Consider the following 13,478-nt stretch of genomic DNA (forward strand, 5'->3'; position numbering starts at 1 on the left):
GTTGCTTTATCCCTTTACCAGGCGTGCGTAGTAAAATCCATCCATATTCTCTAATCCCGGTGTAATTTGCCAGCCGATATCATCAGGGTGGTTTTGTTCATCGATTGGAACGAGAGTCGCATCATCGGCTCTTTCCAGGAAGGCACGGATCTGCTGCTCGTTTTCCTGGGGAAGAATGGAGCAAGTCGCGTAGAGCAGTGTGCCGCCGGGCTTGAGCCACTGCCAGCAGTGGTCCAATATTTTACTCTGCAGTGAGGCCAGCTCTTCGATATCGGCTTGCTTTCTTAGCCATTTGATATCCGGATGACGACGGATAACACCCGTTGCCGAGCAGGGAGCATCGAGTAAGATGCGATCAAACTTATCTCCTTGCCACCATGAATCGATATCGGCTGCGTCGCCATGGATCAGCTTTGCGTTGAGCGACAGGCGGTCAAGGTTTTGCTGGACTCGTTCGAGGCGGTTGGCATCAAAATCGACGGCGACTAATTCAATATTGGGGGCTTGTTCTAACAGGTGACAAGTCTTACCGCCAGGTGCCGCGCAGGCATCGAGGACTAGCTCTCCATCGATAGGGGCTAGTAACGTTGCTGCCCATTGAGCTGCTCCGTCCTGAACTGAGGCTGCTCCGAGCTCAAAGCCGGGAAGTTGCATTACATCTTTAGGGCTCTCGAGTAAGATAGCATCGCTACTTTTTCCTGCCGAAGCTTCGACCTCAATTTCGGCAAGCGAGGCCAGGTACTCATCTCGGGTTTGCGACAGTTTATTGTTGCGTAGCCACATAGGTGGTCGCTGGTGGCTTTGCTCAACGATCTCTTTCCAGTTTTCCGGATAGGCCGCTTTGAGGCGCTTGATTATCCAGGCTGGAGTATTGAGAGCTAAGGTTTCGTTGTCGGTAGGAAGTGGCTTCTCTTGACGCTGAATATTGCGCAGTACACCGTTGACAACTTTTACCAGGCCATCAAATTTGAGCTGTCGGCAGGCTTCGGCTGTTTCCGAAATGGCTGCATGGCTCGGAATGCGGGTGAAATATAGTTGATAGCAGCCGACGAGCAACAGCTGATGAAGGATCCTTTGCTTGCCTTTTAGTGGCTTGCTCATGCAGTCACTGACCAGTTTATCAAGCTGAGGCAGTTGACGCATGACGCCATAGCAGAGCTCTGCCAGTAGAGCCTTATCTTTACCACTTTCAAGGTGTTTCTGCTGATCGGGTAGGGCTACGGATAGCGAAATTCCCTTCTCCAGCACCTGAAATACGACCTTGGCCGCTAATGCTCGCAAATTCATGTTACTCAGCCTCTTTTGCCGTTAGCGTTTTGCCATCTAGCTTTTTATTATTTAAGAAGGTACCAGGAGTAAACCACTCCCCACGAGAATTCAAAATATCGGCGACGCTCAATGGTTTCTTGCCCGGCAGTTGCATATTAAGCAGGGTTAACACACCATCACCCGTCGCAATATCAATACCCTGTTTACCCGCCGATATAATAGTGCCTGCAGGTGCATCAGTGCTGATGTCGCTGACCACTGACTCTCTCACTTTGATGCTCGCATCCTGGTGGGTAAAGTGGCTGACAGGCCATGGATTAAAGGCTCGGATTTCACGCCATAGTTCGAGCGCCGATTTGTTCCAGTCAAGTTCAGCTTCCTCTTTGCTGAGCTTTTCTGCGTAGTTAGCCAGGCTTTCATCTTGTTTCTCTGCCGCTAACTCACCTTTAGCTAACCCGCTAAGGGCCTCAATGAGGGCATCAGGTCCTTGCTCGGCTAACTTTTCATAGAGGCTCGCCGAAGTATCATTATCTTCAATCGGTAACCGGGTCTTCAATAGCATGTCACCGGTATCCAGACCAATATCCATCTGCATGATGGTGACACCCGTTTCGGTGTCTCCAGCCCAGAGTGCACGCTGGATCGGCGCCGCACCGCGCCAGCGGGGTAATATTGAACCGTGTACATTGATACAACCCAGTTTAGGAGTGTCGAGCACGATTTTTGGCAAGATAAGCCCGTAGGCGACCACAACCATGATATCGGCATTCAGGCTGGCCAGCTCGGCTTGAGCCTGTTCATCCCGAAGCGACTTCGGCTGAAAGACAGGAATGTTATGCTCAACGGCCAGGCTTTTTACCGGGCTTGCCTGGAGCTTCTTTCCGCGTCCGGCCGGTCTGTCCGGTTGTGAATAAACACCGATAATATTGTGTTGCGAATCGATTAGCGCTTGCAGATGGCGAGCCGCAAAATCTGGAGTACCAGCAAAAATAATGTTTAATGGTTTCAAGTACGGGTTATCCTTGTTTGGCTTCGAGCCTGGCTGCTTTTTCCAGTTTCTGTTTGATTCTCTGGCGCTTTAATGGCGACAGGTAATCCACAAATAACTTACCGTTAAGGTGGTCTAATTCGTGTTGCAGACATATCGCAAACAGCCCATCTGCATCTAAGGTGAACTCAACACCGTCACGATCGAAAGCCTTAATCGTTACCGACTCGGCGCGATCTACGTTGGCATAAATACCAGGCACAGAAAGGCAGCCCTCTTCATTGGTACAACTGCCATCACGGGCAATTATCTCCATATTGATAAAGACCGTGGGTCTCTCTACATCATCTTGTAGATCCATGATGATCAATTGTTGATGAAAATCGACTTGCGTTGCGGCCAGTCCGATTCCCTTCTCTTCATACATGGTTTCGAACATATTATCGATTTGAACCTGCAGGTCAGCGTTAAACTCTGCTACAGGCTTCGCAATCGTGCGTAATCTCTCATCGGGAAAACGTAAAACTTTTAATAAACTCATACATAAACTCTTAACAAGTCTGTCAAATCATTATCAGTTGGTTATACTGACTTTAGTTAATGGCTTAATTTTAATCCTTAGCGGCATTCAATAACAGCAAAAGCTCTATTAAAAGAGCAAACAGCATGGAAAACCCCATGAAACGACTAATTTTACTCGCTTTAATGATAATAAGTTGCTCGTTCGTTTTCGCGGATACTTTGACATTAAAGTCCGGACACCCTGATTCGTATGTTGTAAAGAAGGGAGACACCCTCTGGGACATCTCTGCACATTTTTTAAATGATCCCTGGCGCTGGCCTAAACTCTGGGGGGCAAACCCTCAAATAGCTAACCCACATTTAATCTATCCGGGTGACCGACTCACTTTAGTATTTATCGACGGTGAACCAAGATTAGTGGTTAAGCCGCATATTCGCAAAAGCCCTGAAGGTCGGATAATGCCAAAAAATGGGGCTATACCTGCGGTTGACCTTTCCCTGATCCGGCCTTTCTTAGTTCAAAACAGAGTTGTCGACGGTGATTGGTTTGATGAGCAGCCCATGGTGATGGGCGGAGAAAGTCAGTCTAAGTATCATATCCTTGACGATATCATCTATGTTCAAGATGAACTCACCTTAGGTGACAAATTTGGCGTGTACTCTCAAGGCCGTGAATTTGTCAGTAAGGAAGAGGGTGAGCTCTTAGGACAAGAGGTGATACTGACCGCCACAGGTCGAGTCATCGAGTCCGGGCCTATTTCTAAAGTCAGATTACTGAGTAATTTTCGTGAAACGAAAGCCGGGTATCGGGTCTTACCTATCGAAGAGGACTCCCTGCTCTCCGCTTATTTCATGCCCAGAGCCGCCAATCTGAAAGTACCTGCATCGGTGATCGCTTCCGATAAGAAGAACCGAGAGATGGGTAAGCTGGATGTTGTCTACATAGATAAGGGTAATGAGGATGGTGTGGAAACAGGGCATGTGTTCTCTATCTTCAGAGAGGGTGTTGATATCGTTATCAACGGCGATGGCCAACCTGTACTACCTCAGGATCGCAGCACCTATGAAAGTTTATTAACCGGAATCTCATCCGATAACGCTGTGAAAATGCCGGATATCTATCGTGGAAAGCTTATGGTATTCAAGGTATTCGAGAAAACCAGCCTGGCTTTGATCATGGTAAATGAGAAGCCGGTGCGGGTTGACGACAAGCTTATACAACCACGCTCTCTATTGGCGAGTGAATAGTTTTTTTCTATCTGTAATTCAGCGGTTAAAATCGCTTGCGAGGTGAATGATTACTGAAAAGCTGGTCGATTGGCTGGTTGTTAGTGCAGTATCCGGGCTAGGACCAGCCCGGATTCAACAATTGCTCAACTACATGGATGTAGAGGAACTTAGGCAGAGATTGGAGCATGAGAAAGATGCTTTACCTCTACCGGAGAGTCTGCTCAAGCGTGAGCTTGCCCCCGATTTTTCTCTTGTCGATTCGGCGTTAGACTGGCTGCAAAGGTCATCACATCACCATATCGTTACCTTAGATGACCCCCATTATCCGAACTTGTTGAAACAGATATCCGATCCTCCATCGATATTGTTTATAAAGGGTGAGCCCGACACGCTCCTTATACCGAGTATTGCCGTTGTTGGCAGCCGCGCTGCAACGAGTGCGGGCTTACAATCGGCTTACCAGCTCGCGGGTGAACTCGGGTCCCTTGGCTTTTCTGTTTCCAGTGGAATGGCGGCGGGAGTCGATGGCGCAGCGCATCAGGCATGTATTGATAATAGTGGCAAAACCATAGCGGTATTGGGAACCGGGGTTGAAGTTATTTACCCTCGTCGACATAAGAAGCTATATGAGAAAATTCAATATCATGGGGCTGTTATAAGTGAATTTTGGCCGGATGTCAGACCCTATGCCGGAAATTTTCCGAAACGAAACAGGATTATCAGCGGTCTATCATTAGGTACCTTGGTTGTTGAGGCCTGTCGGAAAAGTGGTTCATTAATCACAGCTCGATTGGCGTTGGAGCAGGGAAGAGAGGTGTTTGCGGTTCCGGGGAATATTTTGGGTGGGCAGAGCCAGGGTTGCCATGATCTATTGCGAGATGGAGCAAAACTTGTCGAGAATGTGGCCGATATAATAGAAGAAGTGTCAGCTTTATGTGATTTTCACCTTGAAGAACTGAAAAGTAGTCACCATATAGGGGGGGAGAACACTTCAAATTTGCCATTTACCTCACTGTTAGCTAGTGTTGGTTATGAGACCACTCCAATTGATGTGGTGGTTGAGCATAGTGGAAAAGCCATAGAGTTAGTATTAGAGCAGTTGCTTGAACTTGAGCTACAAGGTTGGGTCGCTGTAGTACCCGGTGGTTATGTAAGACTAAGGAGGAGCTAGTCATGTTTGATATCCTCATGTATCTATTTGAAAACTATGTTCACAGCGAAGTAGAATTCTTAGTGGATGAAGATGAGCTCACTCAGGAGCTCACCCGTGCTGGTTTTCATCAGTCCGAAATTATTAAGGCATTATCTTGGCTTGAAAACTTAGCCGAGTTGCAAGAGGGTGATACACCTTACCTTTGTGATCACGCCCAACACTCTTTCCGGATTTATACTCAGAAAGAGATGGATAAGCTTGATGTCGAATGTCGTGGTTTTCTACTTTTTCTGGAGCAGATTAAAGTGCTCAGTGTAGAAACTCGCGAAATGGTGATAGATCGGGTCATGGAACTGGATGAGCCAGCCCTTATTTTGGAAGATCTTAAGTGGGTTGTTTTAATGGTGCTATTTAATGCTCCTGGAAATGAGTCTGCTTATGAACAGATGGAAGATCTGATCTTTGAACAGCCAGATGGACGATTACACTCTTAACTTCGCTTGAAATAAGAAGGAGGCATAACGCCTCCTTTTTGTGTCTGGAACACTTATGTCTATTTGCCATGGATGGAAACAAATTGACTTTGTACATGGACTTCTTGTCTATAAAATTATCCCCGAACGCAGGGTGCCAGATGTTCCCTACATCTGTAGCACATTTCCTCCTTCCTTGGAGGTCAGATAGCATTGGAGGAGTTGTGTCTGACCATTAATGTTCCCCCTGTTTTGCTCAAAAAGCATTGGCATTTCCTCCATTGACCCATAGGGTCTGTGATATTCCTGATATCACTCAGGCATTTCCCACGTCCGTGTGGGTCAGATGGGAAATGTCTTTAAAGCGCCAGGAACGCTTAAGACCGTGGCATTCAGAACACTTATGTCCGCAATATTTATTTCTGTAGCATTCAGGAAGATTAATAATGCAGGTGTTGTCTGTCTTGCTTGAGGTGCTCAGGCTTTAAGTAATCCCGATAGCTATATCTGTTTTGCTTATTGAGCCTGGGCTTTGCTTTCTCTTCGCTATCATCAAACTGTTGTACCTGCATATTTAGCCAATCTGAAAATTCAGCCTGATGATCGGTGAGCTTGGCCATCAATTTATCATAACCTTCAAAGTAATCCGTTTTTAAAAAATGACTCAATTGAACGAAATCTGAATGGTGATTCTCAACCAGAAAACGCACCGCCATATAACTCCATTTATATGTTCTGTCTTGGCCGTCTTTATACTCAGTGGCAAAAACCTCTTCGAGGCTGGGTGCCTTATCAATATCCTGCTTAATCACTTTTAGCGTATCTGGATTGTCGTTGCCCTTGGATATGTATTCGGCTAAGCCTTCTGACCACCACACCATTTTTTCCGGGAAGTGTCCGAACCCACCATATTTGACGAAATGTCCGTCGAGGTAATGTACGTACTCATGGTTTAAATTCCAGATAGCAAATTCGGGTTCTATCCAGAACTGTCGGTAAGCAAAGAATGTCGCCTGATTGCCTGGCTTAGATGGAGTGCCTTCGATATACATGCCGCCATTATCAGTATCTATGTCGAAAAGCAGTTGTCCGTATGCGTTGTACTGGCTCCAGTTTCTAAATGCAACAACACGTAGTGCATTGTTGAAATCATTGGCAGTAGGCTGATATTGGGTTTCCAGAATTTGATGAAAGTGACTCTCTTGTGAGGTTAGTTTACTGCAGCTCGTCGCCAGCTCTTGCTCATTTAAGTCTTGTGCCAGAATGAACAGACTGTCAGAGCATGAATGCTTGATAGGCAGAATATCTTCTAATTTGAGTATACGGCAGATCTCACTGCTTTCCTGACACGCCTCTTTACCCGCAAAAGCGTTGACGTGATAGCCTAAGGTATAGGTATCTTTTGCTTTTGCTCCGCGTAACTTAATGTCTTGCTTAGCTATGTCGGCAACTTCGTCATCGACCCTCTGCTCTGCAGCTGTAGGCTCATCACTCTCACTTGCCGGCAGTGCTAAACGGTACAGCCCTAAAGCCCAGTAAGCATTTGCTTTAGGCCAGTCATTACCGGACCTTATGCTTGTCGGTGATGCTGCAAACTCCAGTAGAGGACGAGCCAAATCCTGTTTTACCAATAACTTGTTAAGATCTCCATCCGCTTCTTTTCTGGCGGTATTTAATAGTAGACCGTAGGCTCTAAGCGTTTCCCACAGGGCGTAATCATTTTCTGTATTGGAATCGCTCAGTCCGAGTGAAGATAGTTGCGAGTCGAGTTGAGGTAAGAGCTTAGCCAGTTGTGCTGTCCGTTCGCTGTTAGCGTAGTAACGATACAGGGTCACTGCATATTGTTCCTGTAGACGAGAAGAAAGACTCAGTAACTCATTATTGGCGAGTTGTTTAAGACCAAAGGTGAGTGCCTCAATGCTGGTTTCATCAAGCTCATCGATGGGCCCAAAATAGCTAAACGCGCGTAGATAATAAAGCAGGTTATCGGCTTGCTGTCGATCGCTCGTGGTCGCTAAGGCGAGAGCTACCTGTTCAAATGAGTTTTTGTTTAACTGCGGGTTACTGGCATCAAAAAATGAATCTGTATTGGCCTGATTAATCTGGCTGATGAGCGCCTGGTCTACTATTAAGTTAGGGTGGCTGCTACACCCACTTAGTGTCATGAGTGCGGGTGAGAGAAGTGTGATAGCAATAAGAAAACGGCGAAACATAATGACTCCTTTATTTTTGCATACAATATACCGGCGATAATATCATATAGCCAAGGTTAATTAGTAGAAATTGCCATTTCCCTGCATTGTCATAGCTTGATAAAATATGAACACCTTCTGTAAGTGAGATAACCATGTCTAAAATCGATCAACAGCTATTTAGCTCCCATGAACATGCACTCGAGAAAGAGTTTGAGCTTTGTCCTAAGTGTGGCTGTGAACTATCGGTAAAAAATAGTAAACATGGTGGTTTCATCGGTTGTAATAACTACCCGACCTGTGATTATACCCGGCCACTGGTGCAGCACGAGTCGATAGAAACTCAGGTGATTGAGGGGTCTCAATGTCCGGAGTGTGGACACGAGCTGGCAGTAAAGTCCGGACGATTTGGCATTTTCATCGGTTGTACTCAATATCCTGAATGCAAACATATTGAGAAACAAGACCAAGAGGTGGGGGAGGAAGAGATACCTTGTCCTATCTGTACTAAAGGCCATATTGAGCACAGAACCAATCGTTTTGGTAAAAGCTTTTATGCATGCAGTGGTTACCCTAAGTGCAAGTTTCTGGTTAATTACCCACCTGTGCATGAAACCTGTCCTGATTGCGGTTTTGGTATCCTGGTCGAACGTAAGGGAGCGGCAGGGGCACGTTTAGAGTGTCCGAAAAAGCAATGTAAGTATAAGCGCCCTTTATAGGGTGTGATTGTTAGTATTAGGGAACTCTGTATAATTCCATTTATCGAGTTAGTGGTATTAAAGCCGCTTGGGTAAATAAGTTTTTTAAGGTTTTGTTATGCTGCAACAGGCTCCAGACGAGGTTCAGGAGATTATCGAACAGGGCGGTGTCGTCGCTTACCCTACCGAGGCTGTCTATGGCTTAGGCTGTGATCCTGATAATGATGTCGCAATAGGTAGATTGCTTGCATTAAAGAAGCGCCCCTGGCAGAAAGGGCTTATCTTGGTTGCCAGTGATTATCAGCAACTACTCCCCTATATTGATGAATCAAAGCTAAACAATGAGCAGTTAAATAAGGTATTTGGTAAGTGGCCTGGACCATTTACCTTTATCATGCCGATTAAGCCCGGGATCTCAAATTTGCTATGTGGCAGTTTTAACTCGCTTGCAGTTAGAGTGTCTTCCCATCCAACTATTCAAGCTGTCTGTCAGAAGCTTGGTAAACCATTGGTTTCGACTAGTGCTAATCATGCCGGCGACCCTCCGGCTATGAGCAGTGAAGAGGTTATTGCTAAATTTGATGGTGAGATCGATGCCCTGATAGCTGGCTCTCTTGGAGCTGAGCGAAAACCATCAACAATCGTCGATGCGATCAGTGGCAAAGTGTTACGTTAGACAATCGAAAATAAATAATAAAAAGGAATCATTATGTCTGTGCCAGACACCAGTGCAGTAAAGGCGTTTTTACTCGATCTTCAACAGCGAATTTGTGAAGGTTTGGAGCAGTTAGATGGAGAAGGGGTGTTTGAGGCAGATTCCTGGAAGCGTGAAGAAGGAGGCGGTGGTACAAGCCGTGTATTAACCAATGGCAAAGTATTCGAGCAAGCAGGTGTAAACTTTTCTCATGTTACCGGTGCCGCAATGCCGGCATCGGCAACGGCTCACAGGCCAGAACTTGCAGGGCGTAGCTTTGAGGCTATGGGAGTTTCTTTAGTTATTCACCCAAAGAATCCATTTATTCCTACAACTCATGCCAATGTTCGCTTTTTTATCGCTCAAAAAGAGGGAGCCGACCCGGTTTGGTGGTTTGGCGGTGGTTTCGACCTTACTCCCTATTATCCTTTTGAGGAGGATGTGATCGAATGGCACCAGAATGCCTATAACTTATGCCTGCCATTTGGTGAATCTGTTTATCCTAAATATAAGAAGTGGTGTGATGAATACTTCTTCTTACCCCATCGAAATGAAACTCGTGGTGTGGGCGGTTTGTTCTTCGACGATCTCAATCAAGACGGTTTTGAAAAAAGCTTCGAGTTTATGCAAGCTGTCGGTAATGGTTTCTTAACCTCATACGCTCCAATTGTCGAGCGCCGTAAAGATACCGAATATGGCGAGAAAGAGCGGGAGTTCCAACTATACCGTCGTGGACGTTATGTTGAGTTTAATCTGGTCTACGATAGAGGAACCTTGTTTGGCTTGCAAACCGGTGGCCGAACCGAGTCTATATTGATGTCTATGCCGCCGCTTGTTCGCTGGCAGTATGCTTATACCCCCGAGGCTAACTCAGCTGAAGCACTTCTTTATACCGATTTTTTGAAACCGAGAGACTGGTTGGGTTTAGATAAGTAAAGCATTTTATACGCACGGGCATCAGGTCGTTACCAAAACGATGTTGATGTCTATGCCCTATATCCAGACTCTTGTTCGCTGGCAGTATGCTTATACCCCCGAGGCTAACTCAGCTGAAGCTCTTCTTTATACCGACTTTTTGAAGCCGAGAGATTGGTTGGGCTTAGATAAATAAAGCATTTTATACGCACGGGCATCAGGTCGTTACCAAAACGATGTTGATGTCTATGCCCTATATCCAGACTCTTGTTCGCTGGCAGTATGCTTATACCCCCGAGGCTAACTCAGCTGAAGCACTTCTTTATACCGACTTTTTGAAGCCGAGAGACTGGTTGGGTTTAGATAAATAAAGCATTTTATAGGCATGGGCTCAGAACGTTATCAGAACGATGTTGATGTCTATGCCCTATATCCAGACTCTTGTTCGCTGGCAGTATGCCTATACGCCGGAAGCTGGTTCTGCGGAAGCTAAACTCTACACCGATTTCTTGAAACCGAGAGATTGATTAGGCTTAGATAAATAAGGCACTTTATACGCACGGGCATCAGGTCGTTACTAAAACGATGTTGATGTCTATGCCCTATATTCAGTTGAGATTGTCCTTCAAGACTAACTAATTAGCATATTACTAGGTTTATTGGTTACGCATGTTGTCGGCTAGAGTACTTATTGCCTGAAATATTGCAGTTTGATGTTCCTCCTCTTTAATCTCAATCTCAATGGCTTGCTTCATACAAAATAACCATTGGTCCCGCATCTCCATATCGATCTTAAATGGCATGTGACGTGCTCGCAAAGCCGGGTGGCCATACTTCTGCTCAAATAATCCCGGGCCGCCTAGCCAACCACTTAGGAATTCAAATAACTTCTGTTCGGATTCTTCAATTGGTGCCTGATGAATCGATAGTAATTCACTGGCACGCCCTTGCTCCTGCATCTGCAGATAAAATTGATGTGCCAAAGCGCGTATAACAGGCTCCCCGCCAATGAGATCGTAAGCGTTGGATTGTCTGGTGTTTCTTGAGTTACTGATATCTTCCGATGAGCCAGATTTTCTTTGGAAGAGTTTTTTGAACCAATTCATAATCGATTTAATAACGATAGGACAGATGTTGCTGTGATTATATCAAGCTTGGCAATCAAAAAATGCCAAGAATATGAAGAGTAATCAATTGCACCTGAGCATAGTCTGAGTAGACTAGTGAAACAGTTGCAAAGCCCTTCTATATTTGAGACCAGTCATGACTGATAAATACGCCGTTTTCGGCAACCCGATTGCCCACAGTAAATCTCCGCTGATCCATGGCCTATTTGCGCAAGAAACGGAACAAACTCTGGAGTATGAGGCAATACTTGCCCCAGTCGATGAGTTTGCCTCCTGCTTGAATGAGTTCTGGAAAGTAAATGGTAAAGGGGCCAATGTCACTGTGCCTTTTAAAGAGCAAGCTTTTGATTTGTGTGATGAATTGAGTGAGCAGGCTCGGCTGGCCGGAGCTGTAAATACCTTAACCTTATTGCCTAACGGTGGTGTACGTGGGGATAACACCGATGGTTTGGGGTTAGTGGCGGATTTGAAAAGACATATAGGCGAACTGAATGGTTTATCTGTTTTACTGGTGGGTGCTGGTGGGGCTGCCAGAGGAAGTGTCCTACCGCTACTTCAATCCGGCATTTGTAAGTTGACGATTGTAAATCGTACACAGAGTAAAGCAGAGCGACTCGCTGAGTGTTTCAGTCGTTATGGTGATGTGTGCTCTTTGCCGATGGAACATGATAATCAAAGCTATGACATCATTATTAACTCGACCTCTTCCAGTTTAAGCGGAGAGGTGCCTAACTTGTCGACTCAAGTTATAGGTACGAGTACCGTTTGCTACGATATGATGTATGGAAAAGAACCTACATCTTTTAATATTTGGGCAGAAGGACACGGTGCAAAGCTGACTTTAGATGGTTTAGGTATGCTGGTTGGTCAAGCTGCCCAAAGTTTTGCTATTTGGCGCAAGGTTAAGCCTAATGTAGAACCGGTATTAGTCGAACTTAGAACCTTGCTTTAAAAAGAAGAGGTAATATGAATCAGAATATTCTGTTTCCTGATCTGCAGGATTGGGATGAACAAACGCAATCAGTCGTCTTTCCGGCACAAGTACAAGGTGCGAATATTGAATGTCGTATAGGGTTAGCTAAGTTATCCGAAATAGCATTAACGCTCTTAAAAAGTACCGACAGCGGTATCAAAGAGAAAGCGTTAACCATATTTGAAGAATATAGATTCGATATTGAAGAAGAGGTTGAAACGCTCATCGAACGCGAGTCATTCGATGAGCTGGGCCGACTTGTTGTAAAGTAAGCTCCTATTAATAAGCTCCAGTCAAAGAGTGGTGACTAGCACTCTTGGACCTCTTGCAAATATTCATTCTTAAGCCTGACATAATTATCGGCAGACTGAGGCAAGAAGGCTAACTCTGCGTCGGTTAATTCACGAACCTGTTTCGCAGGGCTACCTACATATAAGTGGCCGCTCTTTAATATCTTGCCTGGGGGAACTAAAGAGCCCGCACCCAAAATTACATCATCTTCCAGTATCGCACCATCAAGAATGATTGCGCCCATACCGACTAATATGCGGTTACCAACAGTGCAACCATGCAGCATCGCTTTATGGCCGATAGTAACATCATCACCAATAAGCAAAGGGTTACCGTCAGGTTTGGCAGTGGACTTACGGGTAACATGTAAAACGCTACCATCCTGAACATTGGACCGTTTACCAATTCTAATATGATTAACATCGCCGCGAGCGGCTACCAAGGGCCAAATGCTTGCATCATCATCGAGGGTTATGTCCCCAACCAGTACGCAAGCTTCATCTATATACACATTATCCTTAAGTTCAGGAGTAACTCCTTTATAAGAGCGTAATGACTGGGTGTTATTCGAGATGGTCATTAATAAAAGTCCTTAAAATAGCGGTTTTCGGCATTATAAAGCTTAAAAAGTGGCTAGTCAGGGTGTTTTATCGACAAACGGCAGGAAAACAACACTTTTCTCAAGAAAAGCCCTTGCGCTCTTTCTGGATCTCCCTATAATGCGCACCCACTGACACGGCAAACCAGTCTTCTTAAACGGAAGCGGAAACGCAGTCAGGGCAACAAGTAAACGCTTATAAATTTAATTTTTAAAAGCACTTGACGCCAATAGCTGGAAGTGTAGAATACGCCTCCTCAAGCCAACGACCTAGCGTCTAACGGCAGCATCTGAAAGATTGATGCTAACGCTCTTTAACAATTCAAAACAAGAAATCTGTGTGGACACTCACAGG

The 13,478-nt window shown here is 45.4% G+C and carries 14 protein-coding genes and 1 pseudogene; 9 read left to right on the top strand and 6 right to left on the bottom strand.

The window, feature by feature from the left end:
- Nucleotides 1-6: 6 nt before the first annotated feature.
- The 3 genes from rsmB to def are packed head-to-tail and all read right to left on the bottom strand — an operon-like array spanning nucleotide 7 to nucleotide 2,798.
- Nucleotides 7-1,287, bottom strand: coding sequence for a 16S rRNA (cytosine(967)-C(5))-methyltransferase RsmB (gene rsmB, locus EKG39_RS20495; protein WP_126507867.1), 1,281 nt, complete (start codon nucleotides 1,285-1,287; stop codon nucleotides 7-9).
- Between the two features lies 1 nt (nucleotide 1,288).
- Nucleotides 1,289-2,278: a methionyl-tRNA formyltransferase gene (gene fmt, locus EKG39_RS20500; protein ID WP_126507868.1), complete on the bottom strand. Its 990-nt coding sequence runs from the start codon at nucleotides 2,276-2,278 to the stop codon at nucleotides 1,289-1,291.
- 7 nt (nucleotides 2,279-2,285) lie between these two features.
- Entirely contained in the window at nucleotides 2,286-2,798 is a 513-nt protein-coding gene (gene def / locus EKG39_RS20505; RefSeq protein ID WP_126507869.1) for a peptide deformylase, read from the bottom strand.
- Nucleotides 2,799-2,923: 125 nt separating this feature from the next.
- Between def and EKG39_RS20510 the strand changes: the two genes are divergently transcribed.
- The 3 genes from EKG39_RS20510 to EKG39_RS20520 are packed head-to-tail and all read left to right on the top strand — an operon-like array spanning nucleotide 2,924 to nucleotide 5,656.
- Nucleotides 2,924-4,027 (top strand): LysM peptidoglycan-binding domain-containing protein, encoded by a 1,104-nt coding sequence (locus EKG39_RS20510; RefSeq protein WP_126507870.1) that lies wholly within the window; start codon nucleotides 2,924-2,926, stop codon nucleotides 4,025-4,027.
- Nucleotides 4,028-4,073: 46 nt separating this feature from the next.
- A complete protein-coding gene (gene dprA / locus EKG39_RS20515; protein ID WP_484385939.1) occupies nucleotides 4,074-5,180 on the top strand; it encodes a DNA-processing protein DprA in 1,107 nt (368 codons plus the stop codon).
- 2 nt (nucleotides 5,181-5,182) lie between these two features.
- Nucleotides 5,183-5,656, top strand: a complete 474-nt coding sequence (locus EKG39_RS20520) for a DUF494 family protein (RefSeq protein ID WP_126507871.1) — start codon at nucleotides 5,183-5,185, stop codon at nucleotides 5,654-5,656.
- Between the two features lie 419 nt (nucleotides 5,657-6,075).
- Here EKG39_RS20520 and EKG39_RS20525 read toward each other — a convergent pair whose 3' ends face one another.
- Complete coding sequence (locus tag EKG39_RS20525) at nucleotides 6,076-7,848, bottom strand: collagenase (protein WP_126507872.1); 1,773 nt, start codon at nucleotides 7,846-7,848, stop codon at nucleotides 6,076-6,078.
- 134 nt (nucleotides 7,849-7,982) lie between these two features.
- On the opposite strand from EKG39_RS20525, the gene EKG39_RS20530 reads away from it, so the two are divergent.
- The 4 genes and pseudogenes from EKG39_RS20530 to EKG39_RS20555 all read left to right on the top strand — a co-directional run.
- Entirely contained in the window at nucleotides 7,983-8,546 is a 564-nt protein-coding gene (locus tag EKG39_RS20530; protein WP_126507873.1) for a DNA topoisomerase family protein, read from the top strand.
- A gap of 97 nt (nucleotides 8,547-8,643) precedes the next feature.
- Nucleotides 8,644-9,201: an L-threonylcarbamoyladenylate synthase type 1 TsaC gene (gene tsaC / locus EKG39_RS20535; RefSeq protein WP_126507874.1), complete on the top strand. Its 558-nt coding sequence runs from the start codon at nucleotides 8,644-8,646 to the stop codon at nucleotides 9,199-9,201.
- A gap of 33 nt (nucleotides 9,202-9,234) precedes the next feature.
- Complete coding sequence (gene hemF, locus EKG39_RS20540; protein ID WP_126507875.1) at nucleotides 9,235-10,155, top strand: oxygen-dependent coproporphyrinogen oxidase; 921 nt, start codon at nucleotides 9,235-9,237, stop codon at nucleotides 10,153-10,155.
- Between the two features lie 386 nt (nucleotides 10,156-10,541).
- Nucleotides 10,542-10,661: pseudogene (locus EKG39_RS20555) on the top strand (oxygen-dependent coproporphyrinogen oxidase); the annotation flags it as partial.
- Between the two features lie 129 nt (nucleotides 10,662-10,790).
- On the opposite strand, the gene EKG39_RS20560 reads toward EKG39_RS20555, so the two are convergent.
- Complete coding sequence (locus tag EKG39_RS20560) at nucleotides 10,791-11,240, bottom strand: group II truncated hemoglobin (RefSeq protein WP_126507877.1); 450 nt, start codon at nucleotides 11,238-11,240, stop codon at nucleotides 10,791-10,793.
- 157 nt (nucleotides 11,241-11,397) lie between these two features.
- Between EKG39_RS20560 and aroE the strand changes: the two genes are divergently transcribed.
- Entirely contained in the window at nucleotides 11,398-12,213 is an 816-nt protein-coding gene (aroE, locus tag EKG39_RS20565) for a shikimate dehydrogenase (protein WP_126507878.1), read from the top strand.
- 14 nt (nucleotides 12,214-12,227) lie between these two features.
- Entirely contained in the window at nucleotides 12,228-12,506 is a 279-nt protein-coding gene (locus tag EKG39_RS20570; protein ID WP_126507879.1) for a DUF1488 family protein, read from the top strand.
- A gap of 35 nt (nucleotides 12,507-12,541) precedes the next feature.
- Here the strand turns inward: EKG39_RS20570 and EKG39_RS20575 are convergent, their stop codons facing one another.
- On the bottom strand, nucleotides 12,542-13,105 hold the full coding sequence (locus EKG39_RS20575; RefSeq protein ID WP_126507880.1) for a gamma carbonic anhydrase family protein: 564 nt from the start codon (nucleotides 13,103-13,105) through the stop codon (nucleotides 12,542-12,544).
- Between the last annotated feature and the right edge of the window lie 373 nt (nucleotides 13,106-13,478).

Source organism: Shewanella atlantica (assembly GCF_003966265.1).
Classification (GTDB): domain Bacteria; phylum Pseudomonadota; class Gammaproteobacteria; order Enterobacterales; family Shewanellaceae; genus Shewanella; species Shewanella atlantica.

What these genes read in the sequence shown, in the direction of transcription:
- EKG39_RS20525 (WP_126507872.1), bottom strand. Translation starts at nt 7,848, where the DNA reads ATGTTTCGCCGTTTTCTTATTGCTATCACACTTCTCTCACCCGCACTC.
- EKG39_RS20520 (WP_126507871.1), top strand. Translation starts at nt 5,183, where the DNA reads ATGTTTGATATCCTCATGTATCTATTTGAAAACTATGTTCACAGCGAA.
- tsaC (WP_126507874.1), top strand. Translation starts at nt 8,644, where the DNA reads ATGCTGCAACAGGCTCCAGACGAGGTTCAGGAGATTATCGAACAGGGC.
- hemF (WP_126507875.1), top strand. Translation starts at nt 9,235, where the DNA reads ATGTCTGTGCCAGACACCAGTGCAGTAAAGGCGTTTTTACTCGATCTT.
- dprA (WP_484385939.1), top strand. Translation starts at nt 4,074, where the DNA reads ATGATTACTGAAAAGCTGGTCGATTGGCTGGTTGTTAGTGCAGTATCC.
- EKG39_RS20530 (WP_126507873.1), top strand. Translation starts at nt 7,983, where the DNA reads ATGTCTAAAATCGATCAACAGCTATTTAGCTCCCATGAACATGCACTC.
- EKG39_RS20510 (WP_126507870.1), top strand. Translation starts at nt 2,924, where the DNA reads ATGGAAAACCCCATGAAACGACTAATTTTACTCGCTTTAATGATAATA.
- aroE (WP_126507878.1), top strand. Translation starts at nt 11,398, where the DNA reads ATGACTGATAAATACGCCGTTTTCGGCAACCCGATTGCCCACAGTAAA.
- def (WP_126507869.1), bottom strand. Translation starts at nt 2,798, where the DNA reads ATGAGTTTATTAAAAGTTTTACGTTTTCCCGATGAGAGATTACGCACG.
- rsmB (WP_126507867.1), bottom strand. Translation starts at nt 1,287, where the DNA reads ATGAATTTGCGAGCATTAGCGGCCAAGGTCGTATTTCAGGTGCTGGAG.
- EKG39_RS20575 (WP_126507880.1), bottom strand. Translation starts at nt 13,105, where the DNA reads ATGACCATCTCGAATAACACCCAGTCATTACGCTCTTATAAAGGAGTT.
- EKG39_RS20570 (WP_126507879.1), top strand. Translation starts at nt 12,228, where the DNA reads ATGAATCAGAATATTCTGTTTCCTGATCTGCAGGATTGGGATGAACAA.
- EKG39_RS20560 (WP_126507877.1), bottom strand. Translation starts at nt 11,240, where the DNA reads ATGAATTGGTTCAAAAAACTCTTCCAAAGAAAATCTGGCTCATCGGAA.